The sequence below is a fragment of the Pseudomonas sp. B12(2026) genome (genome assembly GCF_057767015.1).
Window position 1 is genome coordinate 4,488,504 of the sequence record NZ_CM173430.1, and the last position, 21,835, is coordinate 4,510,338.

The window sequence follows — 21,835 nt, forward strand, 5'->3', positions numbered from 1 at the left end:
CCCCCTTACCTATCAACCAATGGTTAACGAAAATCCATTGGTTAACAGTGTGCGGTGGTTTGTCACACAACGCAAGAGCAGTTCATCACCCCGCGCTGCTCCCGCGAAGCGGCGGAAAGGTCGGCAATCGCTCTGGAAAGGACCTTTCCGGCCGCTCATAGAATGGCCAGGAATCAGCCTACAATGAGTTCGGAAATTGCCTGCCCCACCGCCTGGGTGGACAGCTTGCCGCCCATGTCACGGGTGACCTCGCCATTGGCGATCACCCGCTCGATGGCGCCGAGGATGTCGTCGTGGGCGGCGCGGTAGCGCTCGTCGCCCTGGCCGAGGAACTCCAGCATCAGCGCGCCGGACCAGATCATGGCGATCGGGTTGGCGATGTTCTGGCCGAAGATGTCCGGCGCCGAACCGTGCACCGGCTCGAACAGCGAGGGGAACCTGCGCTCCGGGTTGAGGTTGGCCGACGGCGCGATGCCGATGGTGCCGGCGCAGGCCGGGCCGAGATCGGAGAGGATGTCGCCGAACAGGTTGGAAGCCACCACCACGTCGAAACGCTCCGGCTGCAGCACGAAGCGCGCGCAGAGGATGTCGATGTGCTGCTTGTCCCAGGTGATTTCCGGGTAGTTGGCGGCCATCGCGGCGGTGCGCTCGTCCCAGTAGGGCATGCTCACCGCCATGCCGTTGGACTTGGTGGCCGAGGTCAGGCGCTTGCGCTCGCGGGTCTGCGCCACGTCGAAGGCGTACTTGAGGATGCGGTCCACGCCACGGCGGGTGAACACCGATTCCTGCAGCACGAACTCGTTCTCGGTGCCTTCGAACATGCGGCCGCCCAGGGACGAGTATTCGCCCTCGGTGTTCTCGCGGATCACCACGAAATCTATGTCGCCCGGCTGCTTGCCGGCCAGCGGGCACGGCACGCCGGGGAACAGGCGCACCGGACGGATGTTCACGTACTGGTCGAATTCGCGGCGGAATTTGAGCAGCGAGCCCCACAGGGAAATGTGATCCGGCACCTTGTCCGGCCAGCCGACGGCGCCGAAGTACAGCGCGTCGAAGCCCTTGAGCCGCTCGAACCAGTCGTCCGGCATCATCCGGCCGTGCTCCAGGTAGTAGTCGCAGCTGGCCCACTCGAAGTGTTCGATCTCCAGGTTCAGGCCGTGCTTGCGCGCGGCCGCCTGCACCACGCGCAGCCCCTCGGGAAGGACTTCCTGGCCGATACCGTCACCGGGAATGGCAGCGATTCTGTATGTCTTGCTCATGCGGGCACCCTTGCAGATGGGATGGGGAAGAGGTGCCTGCCATGCTATAAGTCGACGAATCAAACATAATCGCCACATCCGTGGATTCTTGAATCACGAACCGTGAACAATCTGCCGAACCTGGAAGACCTCAACGTCTTCGTCCACGTCGCCCGCCGCTCCAGCTTCGCCAGCGCCGCCAGCGAGCTGGGCATGTCCACCGCCTTCGTCAGCAAGCGCATCCGCCTGCTGGAGGAGGACCTCGGCGTGCGCCTGCTGCACCGCACCACCCGTCGGGTGTCGGTGAGCGAGGACGGCGAACGCGTCTACCAGTGGGCGCTGCGCATCCTCGACTCGGTGCAGCGCATGGGCGACGACGTATCCGCCCTGCATCGCGAGCCCAGCGGCCAGCTGCGCATCGCCAGCAGCCTGGGCCTGGGCCGGCGCTTCGTCGCCCCGGCGCTGTCGGAACTGGCAACCCGCCACCCGCAGCTGGACATCCGCCTGGAGGTGCAGGACCGCCTGGTCGACCTGTTCGACGAAGGCTTCGACCTCGACGTGCGGGTCGGCAACGAGATCGACCCGCACCTGATCGCCAAGCCCCTGGCGCGCAACCGCCGGGTGCTCTGCGCCGCCCCCGCCTACCTGGAACGGCGCGGCACGCCGCGCAGCCTGGCGGAACTGGCCGGGCACGACTGCCTGGTGATCAAGGAGCGCGACCACCCCTTCGGCATCTGGCACCTGCAGGGGCCGAACGGCGAGGAGAACGTGAAGGTGACGGGGCCGCTGTCGTCCAACCACGGCGAGGTGGTGCACCAGTGGTGCCTCGACGGACGCGGCATCCTGCTGCGCTCCTGGTGGGACGTGCACGACAGCCTGGCCGACGGGCGCCTGGTGCGGGTGCTGCCGGACTACCAGCAGCCGGCCGATATCTGGGCGGTGTACACCGCGCCGCTGGCCAGCTCGGCCAAGGTTCGGGTAGCGGTGGAACTCCTCCGGCAGTACTTCGCCGAGCGCTACAGCCTGCCGGAAACGTAGCCCCCTTCCCGCTTGCGGGTGAAGGGCCCTTGATCCCGTAGGAGCGGAGCTTCTCCGCGAACATGGGCAGGCGCTGAACGCTTCGCGGACAAGGTCCGCTCCTACGAAAGCGCTGCACCCCGCAGGAGCGGACTCCGTCCGCGATGCTCCTGCTTTTCGTAGGGTGGATACGCGCAGCGCTATCTACCGCGATGGGTATCGCTTCGCTCCACGCCATCCTACGGAGAGGCGCGACGGCTGATCAGAGCTGCGCGACGTGTCCGCCGCCCTGGTGCGCGCGCAGGTAGGGCAGCACCGCACTGAGCAGCGGCTCCTTGAAGTCCTCCTGGAAGCGGTGCGCCATGCCGGGGATCAGCTTCAGTTCCGAGCCGCGGATATGCGCCGCCACATGCACCCCGTGCATCACCGGCAGCAGGGGATCGGCGGTGCCGTGGACCACCAGGGTCGGCACGTCCAGGCGGTTCAGCAGTTCCACCCGGCTCGGCTCGGCGAGGATCGCCAGCAGTTGCCGCTGCACGCCCTCGGGGTTGAAGGCGCGGTCGTAGGAGATCGCCGCCTGGTGCAGCAACTGCTGGCGGTCGTCGCGCACCTCGGGGCTGCCGAGCGCGGCCAGCAGGTCGGCCTGCTGCTCGATGGCCTGTTCGCGGCTGGCGGCCTCGCGCCGGGCGAGCAGGCGCAGCAGCGACTCGCTGGGCGCCGGCAGGCCTTCGGCACCGGAGCTGGTCATCACCAGGGTCAGGCTGATCACCCGGTCCGGCGCGAGGTCGGCGACATGCTGGGCGATCATCCCGCCCATGCTCGCCCCCAGCACGTGGGCGCGCTGGATGTGCAGGGCGTCGAGCAGGCGCAGCGAATCGTCGGCCATGTCGGTCAGGCTGTAGGGCGCGCTCACCGGCAGGCCCAGGCGGTAGCGGATCACTTCGTAGGTCAGGTTGCCGGTGGGCGTGGGGATGCGCCAGGCGGACAGGCCGACATCGCGGTTGTCATAGCGGATCACCCGGAAACCCTGCTGGCAGAGCGCCTCGACCACCTCGTCGGGCCAGTGGATCAGCTGGCCGCCCAGGCCCATGATCAGCAGCAGCGCCGGGTCCTGCGGACGGCCGATGCTCTGGTAGGCCAGGCGCACGTCGCCCAGGTCGGCCAGCTCGGTCGGCACCCGGGGATCGCAACGATCGCCGGCAAAGGAGAGTGAGGGCAGTCCGCACAGAAGGGCGACCGCCAGCAGGAAAGCACGCATGATGAAAATCCGGAACGCAAAACCCCAGTGGAACGGGATTCTGATGAATTTCCGTCGTTCGCTCTGCCACAGGTCCGTGACAGTTTGATGAAAGGCGCCGAGCGGTCACGGACGCCCCTTCCCTGATCGTGATCAAGGGCGAATGGCCCCGCCGCTGGCGAAGATAGAGCGACCACCGCACGGAACGACCGCCATGGCCTACCCCCTCCTGCTCACCCTGCACCTGCTGGCGGCGATCATGTTCGTCGGCACGGTGTTCTTCGAGGTGCTGATCCTGGAAAGCGTCCACCCCCACGTGCCGCCCCGGGCGATGAAGGCCGTGGAAGCCGCCGTCGGCCGCCGCGCCCGGCGCCTGATGCCGTGGGTCATCCTGACCCTGTTCGGCTGCGGACTGGGCATGCTCTACCTGCGCTACCTGCCGCTGCTGGCCGAGCCGCTGGCGTCCGCCTTCACCACCCTGCTCAGCCTCAAGCTGCTGCTGGCCACCAGCGTGCTCGGGCACTTCGCCTTCGCCATGCACTCCTTCCGCAGCGGCCGCATGACCGCCCGGCGCTCGCGGCGCATCCACTACAGCGTGTTCGTCCACGTGCTGGCCATCGTCCTGCTGGCCAAGGGCATGTTCTACCTGAACTGGTAAGTCCGGGCGCTCAGGCGCACTCACGGTGCCCGAACGCGGCGAGGACTTCCGGCGCTCCGGGCCGGTTCACCGCCTGCACCAGCAAGGCCACCTCGGCGCACTTCTGCGCGGCGAAGGAGAGCGAGTCCTGCAGTTCGGTATCCCTCAAGGAGCAGGACGGCGCCACCCACAGCCGCTCACCCAGCCGTTCGTGGGCGTGGCGCAGCACATCCAGCGTCGAGTCGAGATCGCAGTGCCGGGTATCGAGGCCGTTCACCAACCCCAGGGACAGCACCTTGTAGGCCGGCAGGCGGTCGAGGACGGTCGGATACTGCCGCGGCGCACTCACCAGATCGACGTGCAGGCCGTCCAGCGGCAGGCTGGCGGCCAGGCCGAGGTTGTCCTCCAGGCCGCCGGAGTAGGTGGCGATCAGCTTCTTCAGCGGTTCGCGCTGGAGCAGGTTGTAGGCGCGCTCGAAGGCGTTCTTCCAGTCCTGCGGCAAGTCGAGCACCAGGATCGGCTCGTCGATCTGCACCCACTCCACGCCCTGCGCGGCCAGGCGCTGGAAGATCCGGCCGTAGACCGGCAGCAGGCGCTCCAGCAGGTCGAGCTTGTCGAAGCCGGCGGACTCGCCCTCGGGCCTGCCCAGCCACAGGTAGGTCAGCGGGCCGATCAGCACCGGCTTGACCCGGTGCCCCAGCGCCAGCGCCTCATCCACCTCCTCGAACAGTTGCTCCCAGCCCAGCTGGAACTGCTGCTCGGCGCTGAACTCCGGGGCCAGGTAGGGGTGATGGGCGTCGAACCACCGGGCCGGCTCCGGCGCATCCGCGTCGCTGCCAGCGGCCATGGCGAACAGGGTCCGCAGGGTCGGCCGGCCGTCCTGCGGGCGCAAGCGCTCGGGAATCACGCCGAAGGTCAGCGAGTGGGTCAGCAGCGGGTCATGCCAGGCGAAGTCCCCCACCGGCAGCAGGTCGATGCCGGCGTCCTTCTGCACCTGCCAGTGCGCGGCGCGCAGCTCGCGGCCCACGGCGCGCAGGCCGGCTTCGTCCAGCTCGCCGTCGCGGAAGGCCTGCAGCGCCTTCTGCAGTTCAGGGTCGCGGCCGCTGCGGGGAAAGCCGAGGGTGTGGGCCAGTGCCATGGCGAAAACTCCAATCCAATGCGTCAGATGCCCGCATTGTCGACAGCTGGCCATTCATGAGACAAACTCAATTCATTCGCGTTGAACTCAAGTTTTCCTCATATTGAGGTCGAGGCCGGCACCATGCTTGAACTCCGTCACCTGAAAACCCTCCACGCCCTGCGCGAGGCCGACAGCCTCGTGGAGGCCGCCGAGCGCCTGCACCTCACCCAATCCGCCCTGTCCCACCAGTTCAAGGAGCTGGAGGACCGCCTGGGCCTGTCGCTGTTCATCCGCAAGACCAAGCCGGTGCGCTTCACCAGCGCCGGCCTGCGCCTGCTGCAACTGGCCGACGCGGTGCTGCCGCAGCTGCGCGGCGCCGAGCGCGACCTGGCGCGGCTGGCCGGCGGCACCGCCGGCCGCCTGCACATGGCCATCGAGTGCCACAGCTGCTTCCAGTGGCTGATGCCGACCATCGACCAGTTCCGCGACGCCTGGCCGGAGGTGGAGCTCGACCTCGCCTCGGGCTTCTCCTTCGCCCCGCTGCCGGCGCTGGCCCGCGGCGACCTCGACCTGGTGGTGACCGCCGACCCGGTGGACCTCGCCGGCATCACCTACGTGCCGCTGTTCACCTACGAGGCGCTGCTGGCGGTGGACAACCACCACGCGCTGGCCGGCAAGTCCTTCATCGTGCCGGAGGACCTCGCCAGCCAGACGCTGATCACCTACCCGGTGGAGCGCGACCGCCTGGACATCTTCACCCGCTTCCTCGAACCGGCCGACGTCGAGCCCGCGCAGATCCGCACCTCGGAACTGACGGTGATGATGATGCAGCTGGTGGCCTCCGGCCGTGGCGTGTGCTGCCTGCCCAACTGGGCGCTGCACGAATACAGCTCGCGCGGCTACGTCACCGCCAAGCGCCTGGGCGAGAAGGGCCTGTACTGCACGCTGTTCGCGGCGATCCGCGCCGACATGCTGGACGCGCCGTTCATGCGCGACTTCCTGCTGACGGCCAAGGACACCTCCTTCGCCACCCTGGAAGGGGTCAGCGCAGCCAAGGGCTGAGGGCCATCCCGGCAGGGATGACCCGCGGTCTCACGGCGTCTTCGCCTCGGCGGCGCGGGCATGTTCCGCCGCCCATTGCTCATCGCGCTCGCGCACGCGGACGAACGCCGGCCGCGAGGTGACCAGGTCGACGTAGCGCTCGAACACCGGCAGCTTGGGCACCACGCCGAAGCCGATGGTCCAGCGCAGCGCCATGCCCCACAGCACATCGGCGGCGGTCATGCGGCTGCCCAGCAGGTAGGGGCCGGTTTCCAGCTGCTCGGCGAGGGTGCGCATCACGCTGTCGTAATCGCCGTAGGGGCTCATCGCCGGCGGCGCCGGGTCGCGCTTGAGCGCACGGTCGACGATGGCCGGCTCGAAGCTCGAACCGTAGAACACCAGCCAGCGCAGGTAGGGGCCGCGCAGCGGGTCGTCGAGGCTGGGCGCCAGGCCCGCGCGGGGGAACAGATCGGCGAGGTGGATGAAGATCGCGCCCTGCTCGGTGACCAGGGACTCGCCGACGCGGATCGCCGGGACCTTGCCCAGCGGGTTGATCGCCAGGTAGGCCGGCTCGCGCTGCTGGCCGGCCTTCATGTTGATCAGCTCGAGGTCATAGTCGGCGCCCAGTTCCTCCAGCAGCGCCAGGGTGCCGCTGGAGCGAGTCTGGGGCGAGTGGTAGAAGGTGATGCGGGACATGGCGGGGTCTCCTGTGGCGCGCCACGGCATGGAGCCCCCAGCATAGCCCCGCCTGGCCGTCACGCTTCGTCGAAGTGCATCTCCGGCGGTTGCTCGCGGAAGCCGCCGGTGATCGCCGCCAGGTAGATCACGCCGACCACCAGCCAGGACAGGCCGAGCCAGATCGCCAGGTGGTCGAGGCTGACCATCAGCCACAGGTCGGCGACCAGGCCGATCAGCGGGAACGCCAGGAACAGCACCAGCTCGCGCAGGCCGCGCTGCTCGGCGTTCAGGTAGTAGTGGAAGATCACCGACAGGTTCACCAGGCTGAAGGCCAGGAAGGCGCCGAAGTTGATGAACGAGGTGGAGGTGGTGACGTCCATGCGCAGCGCCAGCAGGGCCACCACGCCGCACAGCACGATGCTGTTCACCGGGGTTTCGAAGCGCTTGCTGATGCTGCCGAAGAACGGCCGCGGCAGCACGCCGTCGCGGCCCATGGCGAACAGCAGGCGCGAGGCGCTGGCCTGGGCCGACAGGCCGGAGGTGAACTGGCCGACGATCAGGCCGATCAGGAAGAAGCTGACGAACACATCACCGCCGATGTTGCGGGCGATTTCGTAGGCGGCGGAGTCGGCGTTCTGGAACTCCACGGACGGGTGCGCCAGCTGCACGAAGTAGCTGGAGGCGATGAAGATGCCGCCGCCGATCAGGGTGATCAGCAGGATCGCGCGCGGGATGGTCTTGCGCGGCTCATGGGTTTCTTCGGTCAGGGTGCTGACCGCGTCGAAGCCGAGGAAGGAGTAGCAGGCGATGGCCGCGCCGCCCATGATCAGCGGCAGCTGGGTGCCTTCCTTGAAGAACGGCTCCAGGGTCCACAGCGGACGGCTGGCGTCGCCCATCACGTAGTGGATCGCCAGGCCGACGAAGGCGATCAGCACGAGGAACTGCACCAGCATCAGCACGCCGTTGATGTTCTTCGCCAGGCGCAGGCCGACCACGTTGATCGCGGTGGTCACGCCGATGAAGGCCAGCACCCAGATGGCCTGGGGCACGGCCGGGAAGGCCGAGTGCAGGTAGGCCGCGCCGATCAGCCAGATCGCCATCGGCAGGAACAGGTAGTCCAGCAGCACCGCCCAGCCGGCGAGGAAGCCCAGTTTCGGGCTGATCGACTTGCGCACGTAGGTGTAGGCCGAGCCCGCCACCGGGAAGGCGGCGGCCATGCGCCCGTAGCTCAGCGCGGTGAACAGCATCGCCACCGAGGCGACGAGGTAGGCCGAGGGCACCACGCCACGGGTGACGTCGGCGAGGATGCCGAAGGTGCCGAGGACGATGATCGGGGTCATGTAGGCGATGCCGAACAGCACCACCGAACCCAGCGACAGGGTTCGTTTCAGTCGAGCCATTTCTGCTTACTCCGCATTGTGTTTGTTATGGCAGTGCAAAGGTTCCGGCTTCCGCTCACTCGGAAGCCTGCGGGCGCTCGGGGCGCCCGTCGGTCGTGGAATATCGCTGTGGCGGCGCGGCCCTGCGCCCCGGCGCTGTCGGTCAGTTGGCCGGAAGAAGCATCAGGCCGGGATGATCAGTTCGCGCAGGCCGTCCGCGTGTTCGCGCATCTCGCCGGGCAGCACGAAGCGGCGTTCGGCCAGGTAGCTGTAGTCGCGGCGCGCTTGCGCCAGGCGCTCGAAGTCCAGCTCGACGATCTGCCGGCACTCCTCGCGGCCGGCTTCGACGATCAGTTGGCCGTAGGGGTCGACCACGGCGCTGCCGCCGGCGAACACCAGGTCGTCGTCGCCTTCGCCGACGCGGTTGACCATCACCGCGTAGGCCTGGTTTTCCATGGCGCGGCCCATGATCGCGGTGCGGTGGGTCGGGCCGTAGGGGTCCATGTTGCCGTTGGTCACGATGATCAGCTCGGCGCCCAGTTGGCCGAGGGCGCGGGCGGTTTCCGGGAACTCGATGTCGAAGCAGATCGCGATGCCGACGCGGACGCCATTCCACAGGCAGGTGGCGTAGCGGTCGCCGGGGGTGAAGATGCCGCGGTCCGACGCCCACAGGTGCGTCTTGCGGTACTGCATGGCGATGCCTTCGGGGGTGATCAGCAGCGTGGTGTTGTAGAAGCGGCCGTCGGCGGCTTCGGCGAAGCCCACGGCGACGGCAATGTTCTTCTCCTTCGCGGCGCGGCGCACGGCCTGCACGCTGGGGCCGTCGATCGGTTCGGCGACGGCGGCGATGTTCGCCTCGGTGGGGAAGCCGGTCAGCTGGGTCTCGGGGAACACCACCAGCTGGGTGTCGTCGGCGCAGGCGTGGATCGCCTCCAGGGTGCGGGCCAGGTTCCAGGCCACGTCGCCATCACGGCCGGCGAGTTGGACGAGTTCGATCTTCATGGGGCTTCCTCGGATTCTTGTATTCCAGTGACCGCACGGCGCAAAAGGGTCAAACTGCGCACCGCGCCGGCTCACGGTATCCATCGAGTATGCCGGGCGCACCACCACCGGGTAATTACGCCCGCGTGGTAACCCAACGGGGGTAGGGTCATGGGTCTTTCCCTTCAGGATATCGCCTGGCACCGCTCGGTCGGGCAGCTGATCGAGGCGCTGGACAAGCCGGGCTTCTGGACCTCGCTGGTGCGCCTGCTGGGCCAGTATGTGCCCTTCGACAGCTGGGTCGTGCTGCTCTTCAGCGATGGCCGGCCCCAGGTGTTCGCCGAATGCCCGGGCGAGGACGGCGGCCCGGACCCGCTGTTCCAGGACTACCTCAAGGGCCTCTACCTGCTCGACCCCTTCTACATCGCCAGCCGCGAGGCACCGGGCAGCGGGCTGTTCCGCCTCGACGACGTGGCACCCGAATGCTTCGAGCAGACCGATTACTACCAGCGCTACTTCAGCCTCAACGTGGTGGCCGACGAGGTGCAGATCAACGTGCAGCTCGACGGCGAACGCACCCTCTGCTGCTCGGTGGGCAGCAAGGGCCGCTTCACCCCGGAGCAGATCGCCCTGCTCGCCCTGGTGCAGCCCTGGGTGGCCGCGCTGATGCGCCAGCGCATGGCCTTCGAGCGCGAGGTGCAGGAAGCGCCCCCGCCGCCGCGCTGGCAGAACCGCCTGGAAGCCACCGCCCAGCAGATGGAAACCCCGCTCACCGCGCGCGAACTGGAAGTCGGCCGGCTGATGCTCAGCGGCTGCTCCAGCAAGGAAATCGCCCGCAAGCTGACGATCTCCGCCGAGACGGTGAAGGTCCACCGCAAGCACATGTACGCCAAGCTCGGGATCAAGTCGCAGTCGGAGCTGTTCTCGCTGTTCCTGCAGGCGCAGGGCTGAGGCTTTCGTAGGAGCGGATCTTATCCGCGATGCTTTTTGGGGGATTGGTGTTCTGCGCCGCTCCGGCGTGTTCGGATGCCTTTTGTTTCGCCCCCTCGGGCGACCTACTTTGCCAAACGACGGATGGCCGCCCCACGCAAAGTAGGCAAAAGTCTCTGCCCCATCATCCGGGTCCCGCTTCGCGGGACTCCCCTCGCTCCATCGAAGTTTCAGGGGCCAACGTCAGAGCGGATGCGCTTGGCACGCGTCAGGATGAGAAACACCAGCCGTCGAGCAGCGGGTGAGCAACCTCGCCCTTGCGGGTCCATGCTTGAGGACAGGAGGAACACCCCATGAGCCTCAGCGTTTTCGACATGTTCAAGCCCGGCGTCGGGCCGTCCAGTTCCCACACCGTGGGGCCGATGCGCGCCACCCGCGAGTTCGTCGACCGGCTGCGCGGCGGCGGCCTGCTGGCGCGCACCGCCGCCGTGGAGGTGCATCTCTACGGCTCGCTCAGCGCCACCGGCAAGGGCCACGCCACCGACCGCGCGTGCCTGATCGGCCTGCTCGGCATCGACCCGGCGGAAGCCGATCCGGCCGCCCTGGCGCCGCAGGTGGACGACATCCTGCGGCGCCATCGCCTGCGCCTGGGCGGCGTGCGCGAGATCGACTTCGACCCGGCGCAGCAGCTGGTCTTCCACGACGGCAGCCTGCCCGCCCACCCCAACGGCCTGCACCTGCAGGCGCTGGACGAAAGCGGCCGGCTGCTGGCCGAGCGCGTCTGCTATTCCGTGGGCGGCGGCTTCGTGGTGGACGCGGCCGACTTCAACACCGACCGCGCCCTGCCCGACAACCCCGTGCCCTACCCCTTCCACAGCGCCGAGGAACTGCTGCGGCTGTGCCACCAGCACGGCTTCGCGCGGATCAGCGACCTGATGTGGGCCAACGAGCGCAAGCTGCGCAGCGACGCGGAAATCCACGCCGGCCTCGCCTACATCTGGGAGGAAATGCAGGCCTGCGTGCGCCGCGGGCTGGAGACCGAAGGCACGCTGCCCGGCGGGCTCAAGGTGCGCCGCCGCGCGCCGATGCTCTTCCGTCGGCTGAACGAGGCGGACAGCGGCAACCTGATCGCCAGCACCCTCGGCGCCATGGACTGGGTGGACCTCTGGGCGCTGGCGGTGAACGAGGAGAACGCCGCCGGCGGACGGGTGGTGACCGCTCCCACCAACGGCGCCGCCGGCATCGTCCCGGCGGTGCTGCACTACTACGCGCGCTACGACGCCCAGGCCAGCGCCGACGCCATCGAGCGCTACCTGCTGACCGCCGCCGCGATCGGCATCCTGTGCAAGCTCAACGCCTCGATCTCCGGCGCCGAAGTGGGCTGCCAGGGCGAGGTCGGCTCGGCCTGCGCCATGGCCGCCGGCGGTCTCGCGGAAGTCCTCGGCGGCAGCCTGGAACAGGTGGAGAACGCCGCCGAGATCGGCCTGGAACACAACCTCGGCCTGACCTGCGACCCGGTGGCCGGGCTGGTGCAGGTGCCCTGCATCGAACGCAACGCCATGGCCTCGCTCAAGGCCATCAACGCCGCCCAGCTGGCCCTGCGCGGCGACGGCCAGCACCTGGTCAGCCTCGACAAGGCCATCGACACCCTGCGCGACACCGGGCGCGACATGATGGACAAGTACAAGGAGACCTCCAAGGGCGGGCTGGCGGTGAACGTGATCGCCTGTTGATCCGTGCCGGGCAAGCTCGCTCCAGCGCGCCCTTCGTAGGAGCGAGCTTGCTCGCGAACAGCCACGGCTCCCTTTATTGCGCCTTCCGAGAAAATCGTTAGCTAGCTTTCTTTTTCAATCGCTTCCCGCTAACGTCGGTGCCCTGCAGAAGAAGAAACCTCCCCCCGAAAGCCCGCCTTAACCTTCGCCAGGCACACTCGTGCCCCGCCTGCCGTGCTCCACGGCGGTCCTTTCGGCCACCCCGACCTCGATCAGCCCGACGACTGGAGACTCCATGAATCTGTCGCTCCTGAGCCGTTATGCGTTCTTTGCCGCGTGCGTCCTCTTCACCCTGTTCAGCCTGCCGTTCCTCGGCCAGGTCTGGCCGCTCACCCTGCTGACCCTCGCCCTCAGCCTGCTCGGCGTGTTCGACCTGCTCCAGGAGCGCCATGCGGTGCGGCGCAACTACCCGGTGATCGGCAACCTGCGCTACCTGATGGAAGCCATCCGCCCGGAAATCCGCCAGTACCTGCTGGAGGAGGAGCGCGATGCCCTGCCCTTCTCCCGCAGCCAGCGCTCGCTGGTCTACACGCGGGCGAAGAACCAATCCTCGGAGCGCCCGTTCGGCACCCTGATCGACGTCTACCAGTCCGGCTACGAGTTCATCGCCCACTCCATCCGCCCGGAGCCGCAGGCCGACCCGGCCAGCTTCCGGGTGCAGGTCGGCGGCCCGGACTGCAAGCAGCCCTACTCCATCTCGCTGTTCAACATCTCCGCCATGAGCTTCGGCGCGCTCAGCGCCAACGCCATCCGCGCGCTGAACAAGGGCGCGAAGCTGGGCAACTTCATCCATGACACCGGCGAGGGCAGCATCAGCCCCTACCACCGCGAATACGGCGGCGACCTGACCTGGGAACTGGGCAGCGGCTACTTCGGCTGCCGCACCGAGGATGGCCGCTTCGACCCCGAGCGCTTCGCCCGGCAGGCGCTGGAGCCGCAGGTGAAGATGATCGAGATCAAGCTCAGCCAGGGCGCCAAGCCGGGCCTGGGCGGCATGCTGCTGAAGGAGAAGATCACCCCCGAGATCGCCGCCACCCGCGGCGTGCCCATGGGCCAGGACTGCCTGTCGCCGCCCAGCCACAGCGCCTTCTCCAACCCGCGGGAACTGCTCGATTTCATCGTCCAGCTGCGCGAGCTCTCCGGCGGCAAGCCGGTCGGCTTCAAGCTCTGCATCGGCCATCCGTGGGAGTTCATGGGCATCGCCAAGGCCATGCACGAGACCGGCATCTGCCCCGACTTCATCGTCGTCGACGGCACCGAAGGCGGCACCGGTGCGGCGCCGGGCGAGTTCATCGACCACGTCGGCCTGCCGATGCGCGAGGGCCTGCTGTTCGTCCACAACACGCTGGTCGGCCTGAACCTGCGCGACAAGGTCCGCATCGGCGCCAGCAGCAAGATCATCAGCGCCTTCGACATCGCCTGCGTGCTGAGCATGGGCGCCGACTGGGCCAACTCGGCGCGCGGCTTCCTGTTCGCCATCGGCTGCATCCAGTCGCAGAGTTGCCACACCAACAAGTGCCCGACCGGCGTGGCCACCCAGGACCCGCTGCGCCAGCGCGCGCTGGTGGTGCCGGACAAGGCCGAGCGGGTCTACAACTTCCACCGCAACACGCTCAAGGCCCTGGCCGAACTGACCGCCGCCGCCGGCCTCAAGCACCCGTCGCAGATCGAGGCCAGGCACCTGGTGCGCCGCGTGTCGGCCACCGAGATCCGCCTGTTCTCGCACCTGCACTACTTCCTCAAGCCCGGCGAGCTGCTCTCGGGCGAGATCGGCGGTGAGTTCTACGAGCGCATGTGGCGCATGGCGAGCAGCGACAGCTTCGACGCGGCGGCCGGCTGAGGCCGGTCAGCGGCGACCGGCCGGGGGCGGCAGGAGCGCGATCATCTGCTCCTCGCCGAACAGGTAGACGCGCTCGCCGCACAGCAGCTCCACCGCGCACGTGCCATCGGGCCGGACCGAGCGCGCCAGCGAGCGCAGCATCCCGCCCAGCGCGGCCATGAGCCCGGGCAGTCCGCCCTGGCGTACACGGGAAAGATATCGGGCCTGGGGTTTCCTAGTGTTCATGAGATCACCTGAATAGCCGGAGAGGTTGATCAAATGCACCCGGCCCGGGCAGACCGGGCCAGGTGCGTACCAGACACTTTCATCCAATGCGGGCTCAGCCCTGTGCACCTCCTTCCGCGGCATGGGCCACGGTGCCGAAGGCGGGGCGCAGGACGCCGGAGATCACTTGCCAGGCCATCGACAGCGCGCCGACGATGAACACCAGGTCACCGAAGGTGCGCACCCAGCGCAGGGTCTGCAGCAGCGGCTGCTGCATGAAGGCTTCGCTGCGGGCGTACCACAGGCCCTCGGCGACGCTGGCGTGGAACTGGATGATGCCGATGGGCAGCAGGCTGGTGGAGAGCATCAGCACCAGGCCGCCGTTGAGGCACCAGAAGGCGGTCTTCATCAGCCGCTCGTTGAACTGCAGCTCCGGGCGGATATAGCGCAGCACCAGCAGGGTGAAGCCCAGGGCGAGGAAGCCGTAGACCCCGAACAGCGCGGCGTGGGCGTGGGTCGGCGTGGTGTTCAGGCCCTGGATGTAGTACAGCGCGACGGGCGGGTTGATCATGAAACCGAAGACGCCGGCGCCGAGCATGTTCCAGAAGGCCACGGCGATGAAGCAGGCCAGCGGCCATTTCACCCGTTGCATCCAGGCCGCGCGGTTCTTCAGGCGCCAGTTCTCCCAGGCTTCGTAGCCCAGCACCACCAGCGGCACCACTTCCAGGGCGCTGAAGGTGGCGCCCACCGCCATCACCGGCGTGGTGGTGCCGGAGAAATACAGGTGGTGGAAGGTGCCCGGCACGCCGCCGAGCATGAACAGCGAGGCCGAGGCCAGGCTGGCGGTGGTGGCGGCGCGCGCGCTCACCAGGCCCATGCTGGAGAAGATGAAGGCCAGCGCGGTGGTGGCGAAGACCTCGAAGAAGCCTTCCACCCACAGGTGCACCACCCACCAGCGCCAGTACTCCATCACCGACAGGTTGGTGCGCTCGCCGTAGGACAGGCCGGCGCCGTAGAACAGGCCGATGGCGATCACCGAGGCGGACAGCAGCGCCAGCAGGTTCTTGTCGCCCGGCTTGCGGAACGCCGGCAGGATGCCGCGCAGCATCAGCGCGAGCCAGAAGGCGATGCCGAGGAACTTGCCGATCTGCCACAGGCGGCCGAGGTCGACGTACTCATAGCCCTGGTGGCCCAGCCAGAAGTTCCACTGCGGCGGCAGCATCTGCGCGATGGCCAGGAAGTTGCCGACGAAGGAGCCCAGCACCACCACGACCAGCGCCCAGAACAGCACATCGACGCCCAGCTTCTGGTGCTTCGGGTCCTTGCCGCCGTTGATGATCGGCGCGAGGAACAGCCCCGCGGCGAGGAAGCCGGTGGCGATCCAGAACAGCGCGCTCTGGATGTGCCAGGTGCGCAGCAGCGAATAGGGGAACCACTGCGACAGCGGAATGCCGTAGAAGTCCTGGCCCTCCACCGTGTAGTGCGCGGTCGCGCCGCCGAGCATCACCTGGAAGGTGAACAGCCCCACCACCAGCAGCAGGTACTTGCCCAGCGCCTTCTGCGAAGGGGTCAGGCCGACCAGGCTGATCGGGTCGTGCAGCGGCGGATGCGGCTCCTCCTCTTCCTTGCGCAGGAAGGCCCAGGCCCAGACCAGGAAGCCGACGCCGGCGATCAGCAGCACCACGCTGACCAGCGACCACATGATGTTCTCGGCGGTCGGCTGGTTGCCGATCAGCGGCTCGTGGGGCCAGTTGTTGGTGTAGGTGGCGCTGGAGCCGGGGCGTTCGGTGGCGGCGGCCCAGGCGGTCCAGAAGAAGAACTGGGTCATCTCCTCGCGCCGCTCCAGGCTCGGCAGCGTGTTCTCCTTCATCGCGAAGCTCTTGCGGCTGGGCTGCAGCGCCGGATCGTCGCCGAACAGCGCGAGGTAGTACGCGGCGGTCTGGCGGATCGCCTCGACGCGGCGCTCGCTCAGCACCAGCACGCCGTCCTGGCTGCGGTTCTGCCGGTATTCGCGCTGCAGGCGGCTGCGCAGGACGGCCTGCTGGTCGCTGTCGAGTTCGCCGAAGGCCTTGCCGTACTGCTCGCGGGCGCCGATGTCGAGCCAGGCGGTCAGTTCGCGGTGCAGCCAGTCGGCGGTCCAGTCCGGCGCCTGGTAGGCGCCGTGGCCCCAGATCGAGCCGAGCTGCATGCCGCCAACGCTCTGCCAGGCGGTCTGCCCGTCGAGGATGTCGGTGCCGCTGAACAGGTGCTCGCCGCTTTCGCTGCGCACCTCGTCCGGAATGGGCGGCGCCTGGCGATACACCTCGCGGCCGAAGTAACCGAGGATGCCGAAGGTCACCGCCAGCACGGCGATCAGCGTCCACCAGAGCTTGCGGTACTCACCCATGGGACACCTCCGGGCCGGCGGCCGGCGCAACGGATTGGCGACCGGCGCCGCGAACGATGGTGTCTTCGCAGATGGCATGTCCTACAGTATTTTCGAGCGGATCGACGTACATGGCGCGACTCCTGTGTCAGGCGTTTCCTTGAACAAGGCAAACCACGTGCCATCAATTAATTCCTTTTAAATCAACAACCTGAAAATTAAAGAAGTCGAAATGACCGCGCGCACGAAGAGTTCAAATGACCTCCAGCGGGTAAAAAGTACCGGGCTTTTGAACCGACTCCTGGCGGACCTGGCGAGCGACCTGCCGGCCGCCGAGCGCCTGCAGCGCCTGGTCGTGGCCCTGCGCGACGAGTTCTCCTGCAGCGCGGTGGTGCTGCTGCGCCTGGACGGCGACCGGCTGCAGGCCCAGGCGGCCGTCGGGCTGGCCAGTGAAGTCCTCGGACGCAGCTTCGAGCGGGACCGGCATCCGCGCCTGGCGCAGATTCTCGGGCAACGAGAGCCGGTGCAGTTCGCCGCCGACAGCGGGCTGCCCGATCCCTACGACGGGCTGCTGCACGACAACCCGGACAAGCCGCTGCCCGTGCACGACTGCCTGGGCATGAGCCTCTACGTACAGGACCGCCTGTGGGGCGCGGTGACCCTCGACGCGCTGCGCCCCGGCAGCTTCGGCCCCTCGGTGGCGCCGCGCCTGCGCGAATGCGCGCCGCTGATCGAAACGGCGCTGCGCGTCGGCCGCCTGGAAAACGAAGTGCGCAGCCTGCGCCTGGCCCGCAGCGGGCTGACCGAGCCGGCGCTGGAATCGACCTGCGCCATCCTCGGCGAAAGCCCGGTGCTGCAAGGTCTGCTCGATGAACTGAGGATCGTCGCCGAGTCCGAGCTGCCGGTGCTGCTGCAGGGCGAAACCGGGGTCGGCAAGGAACTCTTCGCCCAGTGGCTGCACGCCAACTCGCCACGGGCGCGGCGGCCGCTGGTGCAGGTCAATTGCGCCGCGCTGCCGGAGAGCCTGGCCGAAAGCGAACTGTTCGGACACGTGCGCGGCGCCTTCTCCGGGGCGACCCAGGACCGCCAGGGGCGTTTCGAATCGGCCAGCGGCGGCACGCTGTTCCTCGACGAGATCGGCGAGCTGCCGCTGTCGACCCAGGCGAAATTGCTGCGCGCATTGCAGAACGGCGAGATCCAGCGCCTGGGCGCGGACCGCCCGCGGCACGTGGATGTGCGCGTCATCGCCGCCACCAACCGCAATCTCAGTGAGGAAGTGCGCGAGGGGCGCTTCCGCGCCGACCTCTATCACCGGCTGTCGGTGTACCCGGTGCACATCCCGGCGCTGCGCGAACGCGGGCGGGACGTGCTGCTGCTCGCCGGCCACTTTCTCGAACAGAACCGCACCCGCCTCGGCCTGCGCTGCCTGCGCCTGTCCGCCGGGGCGGAGCAGGCCCTGCTGGCCTACGCCTGGCCGGGCAACGTGCGGGAACTGGAGCACGTCATCAGCCGGGCGGCGCTGAAGGTGCTGAGCCAGGCGCAATCGCGCCATGAACTGCTGAGCATCGAAGCGGCCGGGCTCGGCCTCGACCTGCCGGGCAGACCAGCGGCGGGCCCGGCGACGGCCGACGGCACGCCGGCATCCGGCTCCCTGCAGGACGCCGTGGACCGCTACCAGCGGGAACTGCTGCAGGACGCCCTGCAGCGCCACAACGGCAAGTGGGCCGGCGCGGCCCGCGCGCTGGAGATGGACCCCAGCAACCTGCGCAAGCTCGCCCGGCGCCTGAACCTGCTCTGACTCAGATGGTGCGCGAGAAGCGCTCCTGCTGCCCGCCGCCCAGGTAGGCGTCGAAGGCCATCGCCACGCTGCGCATCATCAGCTGGCCCTGGGGCAGCAGCACCAGCGCATCGTCGTGCAGCGCCACCAGCCCGTCGCCGACCTGCTCCTGCAACTGCCGCAGCGCGTCCGCGAAGTACTCGGCGAAGCGGATGCCGTGGCGCGCCTCCAGCGGTGCGTAGTCCACCCGGCCGTGGCACATCAGGGCGCTGATCACTTCGCGGCGCAGGCGGTCGTCGTCGGTCAGGCGGTAGCCCTTGTGCACCGGCAGCAGCCCCTCGTTGATGCGCGCGTAGTACTGCGACAGCTCCTTCACGTTCTGCCCGTAGGTGTCGCCGACCTTGCTGATCGAGGACACGCCCAGCGCGATCAGGTCGCAATCGGCGTGGGTCGAGTAGCCCTGGAAGTTGCGTTGCAGCGTGCCCTTGGCGCGGGCCACGGTCAGCTCGTCGTCGGGCAGGGCGAAGTGGTCCATGCCGATGTAGGCATAGCCTTCGCTCGTCAGCCGCTGGATGGTCAGCTCCAGCAGCTCCAGCTTGCGCTCGGGCGGCGGCATGTCCTCGCGGCGGATCAGCCGCTGCGCGCGCACCCGCTCGGGCAGGTGGGCGTAGCTGTAGGCGGCGATGCGGTCGGGGCGCAGCGCGATGATCTTGCTCAGGGTGGCGTCGAAGCTCTCCACCGTCTGCAGCGGCAGGCCGTAGATCAGGTCCACCGAGACCGACTTGAAGTTCGACTCGCGGGCGGCCTGGATCAGGTCGAAGATCTGCTGCTCGCTCTGCACGCGGTTGACCGCGGCCTGGACCTTCTCGTCGAAGTCCTGCACGCCGAAGCTCAGGCGGTTGAAGCCCTGGGCGCGCAGCTCGGCGATGCGCTCGCGGCTGATGGTGCGCGGGTCGACCTCGATGGAGAACTCGTGGGCATCGCTCTCGTCGAGGTTGAAGTGCTCGCGCAGGCAGTCCATCAGCTCGGTCAGCTGCTCGCTGGTCAGGTAGGTCGGCGTACCGCCGCCCAGGTGCAGCTGGGTCAGCTTGCGCGAGTCGTCGAACAGCGCCGCCTGCATGGCGATCTCGCGCTTGAGGTAGTCGAGGTACTCGACGGCGCGGTGGGTCTTCTGGGTGATGATCTTGTTGCAGGCGCAGTAGTAGCAGAGGCTCTTGCAGAACGGGATGTGGATATACACCGAGAGCGGCTTGGACGGCGCCTCGTTGCTGCGCCGGGCCGCCGCGCGGTAGTCGTCGGCGGCGAACGCGCCATGGAACTGCGGCGCGGTGGGATAGGACGTATAGCGCGGGCCGGGGCGATCGTACTTCTCGACCAACGCGCGGTTGAAACTCATCGATTCTGGCATGACACGGCTCCTCTGGCGCTGGCAGTCTGGTGCTGCGAGTCGCCCGGCACAGGATACACCGGTCACCCTGGACCCCGCCTGAGCAGGATCAAGAAGTCGCGGGGTGCCGGCCGATCGGCGGCTGCACGAATCTTCCAGACAGCCGCCGCCCCCGCGCTATGCTGGCCAACCGGGCAAGCGAGGCGAAAACGGCCCATGCACAAGGACAACTGGATCGACCTGCTGCAGGACGCCGACAGCGGCATCCAGAGCCTGCGCGCGCACTTCAAGGGCCACGCCTACGACCCGCACTGGCACGACAGCTACCTGATCGGTTTCACCGAAGCCGGCGTGCAGCAGTTCCGCTGCCGCAACCAGCGCCACATCAGCACCGTCGGCAAGGTGTTCTTCCTCGAACCCGGCGACATCCACGACGGCGACGCGCCCACCGAGGGCGGCTTCACCTACCGCATGCTCTACCTCGACGCGCCCTGGCTGGAACGCGAGATCGGCAGCCTCTTCGAGCAAGCCCCGGCCAACTGCCAGCTGGGCGTGCCCGAGCTGCTGTTCGACGACCCGCAACTGGCGCGCCGGGTCGACAACGCCTTCCAGGCGGTGCACGGCAGCGACCTGAAGATCGTCCGCCAAGCCGCCATCGACGACCTGCTCGACGGCCTCACCCGGCGCCTGCACTGGCGCCAGCGCAGCGCCCTGCAACCGCAGCTGCCGCTGGTGGCGCAGCGTGCGCGGGACTATCTGCACGCCAACCTGACCGCCGACATCGGCCTCGACGACCTGGCCCAGGCCAGCGGCTGCGACCGCTTCCGCCTGACCCGCGCCTTCAAGCAGGCCTTCGGCCTGCCGCCCCACGCCTACCTGATCCAGTTGCGCCTGGCCCGCGCGCGCCAGCTGCTCGGCCGGGGACTGGCGCCGGCGGACATCGCCGCCGACCTCGGCTTCGCCGACCAGAGCCACCTCGGCCGCTGGTTCCGCCGCGCCTATGGCGTCACCCCGGCCTACTACCGCAGGCGCTGCTCAAAGCTTCCAGACTGAGCCCGCCGCGCTGGCGAAGATGAGCTCCCACGGATTCACCGGAGCTCCCGCCATGCACCTCTCGCAGCTCGGCCAATGGCTGCCCTTCCTCCTCTTCGCCTTCGTCGCCTCGATCACTCCGGGGCCGACCAACCTGCTGATCTTCAGCAACAGCGCGCGCTTCGGCTGGGGCGCGGCGCTGCCGATCATGCTCGGCGGCTGCGCGGCGGCGGCCGCGCTGGTGCTGGCGGTGGGCAGCGGCCTGGGCGAAGCGCTGGCCGGCCTGCCGCGCGTGCAGCCGGCGATGCGCGTGACCGGCGTGCTCTGGCTGAGCTGGCTGGCCTGGCAGATCTTCCGCAGCCCGCCGGCCGACCTCGGGTGCGGGGAAAGCGCCGCGCGCCTCGGCCTGGTCGGCGCCGCCGCGCTGCAACTGGTCAACCCCAAGACGTGGATGATGGCGCTGGCGGTGCTCAGCGTGTACGCCGGCCACGGCGCCGACCGCGCGGACCGCGTGCAGCTGCTGTCGCTGCTGTTCTTCCTCGTGTCGATTCCCTGCACGGCGGTCTGGGCCGGCCTGGGCATCGGCAGCCAGCGCCTGCTCTCGCCCGGGCAGATGCGCCGGCTCAACCAGCTGCTGGCGGTCCTGTTGCTGCTGTCGGCCTGGGCCGGCGCCTTGCTCTGACTAGCCGATACCGACGCGGCGCAGGCAGTCGCGCAGGTGCTCGATGAAGGCGGCGGCGTCCGGCCTTTGCCCGGCAAGCGCCTCCGCTGCTACGCCGAGGGCACCAGGCGCCCCTGGCGGCCGAACAGGCGGCGGCGGTTGGCGGCGAGGTAGTCGTAGAGCCCGTCGCGCAGCGACATGGGCACCAGCCAGAGGACGCGCAGCCAGTTCCACGGCGCCGGCAACTGGCCGATCACCCGCAGGAGCGCTTCGCTGCGGTCGTAGCCCTGCCGGCCTTCGATGTAGAGGATGCCGTCGAAATACTCGGCCGGCAGCCCGAACCAGTCGATGACCGCCTGGCCTTCCGCCGACTGCATGCTGTACAGCTTCAGGCGCCGCCCGCGATCGTTGCGCGCAAGGAAGCGGCTCCAGCCGTTGCACAGGCGGCAGGCGCCGTCGAACAGCACAACCTTGTCACCGGGAAGCATGTCGGGGGGCAACGGCATGGCGTCGTCTCAGGAAGCGTGGTTCGCACACTC

General features: G+C 68.4%; 18 protein-coding genes and 1 pseudogene. 9 read left to right on the plus strand and 10 right to left on the minus strand.

Going from position 1 to position 21,835, the window contains the following annotated elements; genetic code table 11:
* Positions 1-173: 173 nt before the first annotated feature.
* Entirely contained in the window at positions 174-1,259 is a 1,086-nt protein-coding gene (locus AC3B6A_RS20910; protein WP_488399015.1) for a tartrate dehydrogenase, read from the minus strand.
* A gap of 102 nt (positions 1,260-1,361) precedes the next feature.
* Between AC3B6A_RS20910 and AC3B6A_RS20915 the strand changes: the two genes are divergently transcribed.
* Positions 1,362-2,276: a LysR substrate-binding domain-containing protein gene (locus AC3B6A_RS20915; protein ID WP_488399016.1), complete on the plus strand. Its 915-nt coding sequence runs from the start codon at positions 1,362-1,364 to the stop codon at positions 2,274-2,276.
* A 241-nt stretch (positions 2,277-2,517) separates the two neighbouring features.
* Here the strand turns inward: AC3B6A_RS20915 and AC3B6A_RS20920 are convergent, their stop codons facing one another.
* On the minus strand, positions 2,518-3,513 hold the full coding sequence (locus AC3B6A_RS20920; protein WP_488399017.1) for an alpha/beta fold hydrolase: 996 nt from the start codon (positions 3,511-3,513) through the stop codon (positions 2,518-2,520).
* Positions 3,514-3,706: 193 nt separating this feature from the next.
* On the opposite strand from AC3B6A_RS20920, the gene AC3B6A_RS20925 reads away from it, so the two are divergent.
* Positions 3,707-4,150: a CopD family copper resistance protein gene (locus tag AC3B6A_RS20925; RefSeq protein WP_488399018.1), complete on the plus strand. Its 444-nt coding sequence runs from the start codon at positions 3,707-3,709 to the stop codon at positions 4,148-4,150.
* A gap of 34 nt (positions 4,151-4,184) precedes the next feature.
* On the opposite strand, the pseudogene AC3B6A_RS20930 reads toward AC3B6A_RS20925, so the two are convergent.
* Positions 4,185-5,267: pseudogene (locus tag AC3B6A_RS20930) on the minus strand (5-methyltetrahydropteroyltriglutamate--homocysteine S-methyltransferase); the annotation flags it as partial.
* Between the two features lie 123 nt (positions 5,268-5,390).
* Here AC3B6A_RS20930 and metR point away from each other — a divergent pair.
* A complete protein-coding gene (metR, locus tag AC3B6A_RS20935) occupies positions 5,391-6,311 on the plus strand; it encodes a transcriptional regulator MetR (protein WP_488399019.1) in 921 nt (306 codons plus the stop codon).
* A 30-nt stretch (positions 6,312-6,341) separates the two neighbouring features.
* Here the strand turns inward: metR and AC3B6A_RS20940 are convergent, their stop codons facing one another.
* The 3 genes from AC3B6A_RS20940 to AC3B6A_RS20950 all read right to left on the minus strand — a co-directional run bounded on the left by AC3B6A_RS20940 (position 6,342) and on the right by AC3B6A_RS20950 (position 9,349).
* On the minus strand, positions 6,342-6,986 hold the full coding sequence (locus AC3B6A_RS20940) for a glutathione S-transferase family protein (RefSeq protein WP_488399020.1): 645 nt from the start codon (positions 6,984-6,986) through the stop codon (positions 6,342-6,344).
* 59 nt (positions 6,987-7,045) lie between these two features.
* Complete coding sequence (locus AC3B6A_RS20945; protein WP_488399021.1) at positions 7,046-8,368, minus strand: APC family permease; 1,323 nt, start codon at positions 8,366-8,368, stop codon at positions 7,046-7,048.
* A 162-nt stretch (positions 8,369-8,530) separates the two neighbouring features.
* A complete protein-coding gene (locus AC3B6A_RS20950) occupies positions 8,531-9,349 on the minus strand; it encodes a carbon-nitrogen hydrolase family protein (RefSeq protein ID WP_488399022.1) in 819 nt (272 codons plus the stop codon).
* Positions 9,350-9,499: 150 nt separating this feature from the next.
* Here AC3B6A_RS20950 and AC3B6A_RS20955 point away from each other — a divergent pair, with 150 nt between their 5' ends.
* The 3 genes from AC3B6A_RS20955 to AC3B6A_RS20965 all read left to right on the plus strand — a co-directional run bounded on the left by AC3B6A_RS20955 (position 9,500) and on the right by AC3B6A_RS20965 (position 13,870).
* Positions 9,500-10,279, plus strand: coding sequence for a helix-turn-helix transcriptional regulator (locus tag AC3B6A_RS20955; RefSeq protein WP_488399023.1), 780 nt, complete (start codon positions 9,500-9,502; stop codon positions 10,277-10,279).
* Positions 10,280-10,611: 332 nt separating this feature from the next.
* Entirely contained in the window at positions 10,612-11,991 is a 1,380-nt protein-coding gene (locus AC3B6A_RS20960) for an L-serine ammonia-lyase (RefSeq protein WP_488399024.1), read from the plus strand.
* 274 nt (positions 11,992-12,265) lie between these two features.
* On the plus strand, positions 12,266-13,870 hold the full coding sequence (locus AC3B6A_RS20965) for an FMN-binding glutamate synthase family protein (RefSeq protein WP_488399025.1): 1,605 nt from the start codon (positions 12,266-12,268) through the stop codon (positions 13,868-13,870).
* Between the two features lie 6 nt (positions 13,871-13,876).
* On the opposite strand, the gene AC3B6A_RS20970 is transcribed toward AC3B6A_RS20965, so the two are convergent.
* Positions 13,877-14,095, minus strand: a complete 219-nt coding sequence (locus AC3B6A_RS20970; RefSeq protein WP_488399026.1) for a hypothetical protein — start codon at positions 14,093-14,095, stop codon at positions 13,877-13,879.
* Between the two features lie 94 nt (positions 14,096-14,189).
* Complete coding sequence (locus AC3B6A_RS20975; RefSeq protein WP_488399027.1) at positions 14,190-16,460, minus strand: nitric-oxide reductase large subunit; 2,271 nt, start codon at positions 16,458-16,460, stop codon at positions 14,190-14,192.
* 211 nt (positions 16,461-16,671) lie between these two features.
* On the opposite strand from AC3B6A_RS20975, the gene norR reads away from it, so the two are divergent.
* The gene (gene norR / locus AC3B6A_RS20980; protein ID WP_488399028.1) at positions 16,672-18,237 is read left to right on the plus strand and encodes a nitric oxide reductase transcriptional regulator NorR; all 1,566 of its coding nucleotides are present in this window, start codon (positions 16,672-16,674) and stop codon (positions 18,235-18,237) included.
* A 1-nt stretch (position 18,238) separates the two neighbouring features.
* On the opposite strand, the gene hemN is transcribed toward norR, so the two are convergent.
* Positions 18,239-19,624 carry an oxygen-independent coproporphyrinogen III oxidase gene (hemN, locus tag AC3B6A_RS20985; protein ID WP_488399029.1) on the minus strand — a complete coding sequence of 462 codons (1,386 nt, stop codon included), beginning with the start codon at positions 19,622-19,624 and terminating at the stop codon, positions 18,239-18,241.
* A 195-nt stretch (positions 19,625-19,819) separates the two neighbouring features.
* Here hemN and AC3B6A_RS20990 point away from each other — a divergent pair, with 195 nt between their 5' ends.
* Positions 19,820-20,656: an AraC family ligand binding domain-containing protein gene (locus AC3B6A_RS20990; RefSeq protein WP_488399030.1), complete on the plus strand. Its 837-nt coding sequence runs from the start codon at positions 19,820-19,822 to the stop codon at positions 20,654-20,656.
* 52 nt (positions 20,657-20,708) lie between these two features.
* Positions 20,709-21,317, plus strand: coding sequence for a LysE family translocator (locus tag AC3B6A_RS20995; RefSeq protein WP_488399031.1), 609 nt, complete (start codon positions 20,709-20,711; stop codon positions 21,315-21,317).
* 89 nt (positions 21,318-21,406) lie between these two features.
* Here AC3B6A_RS20995 and AC3B6A_RS21000 read toward each other — a convergent pair whose 3' ends face one another.
* Positions 21,407-21,802, minus strand: a complete 396-nt coding sequence (locus AC3B6A_RS21000; RefSeq protein ID WP_488399032.1) for a thiol-disulfide oxidoreductase DCC family protein — start codon at positions 21,800-21,802, stop codon at positions 21,407-21,409.
* Positions 21,803-21,835 lie beyond the last annotated feature (33 nt).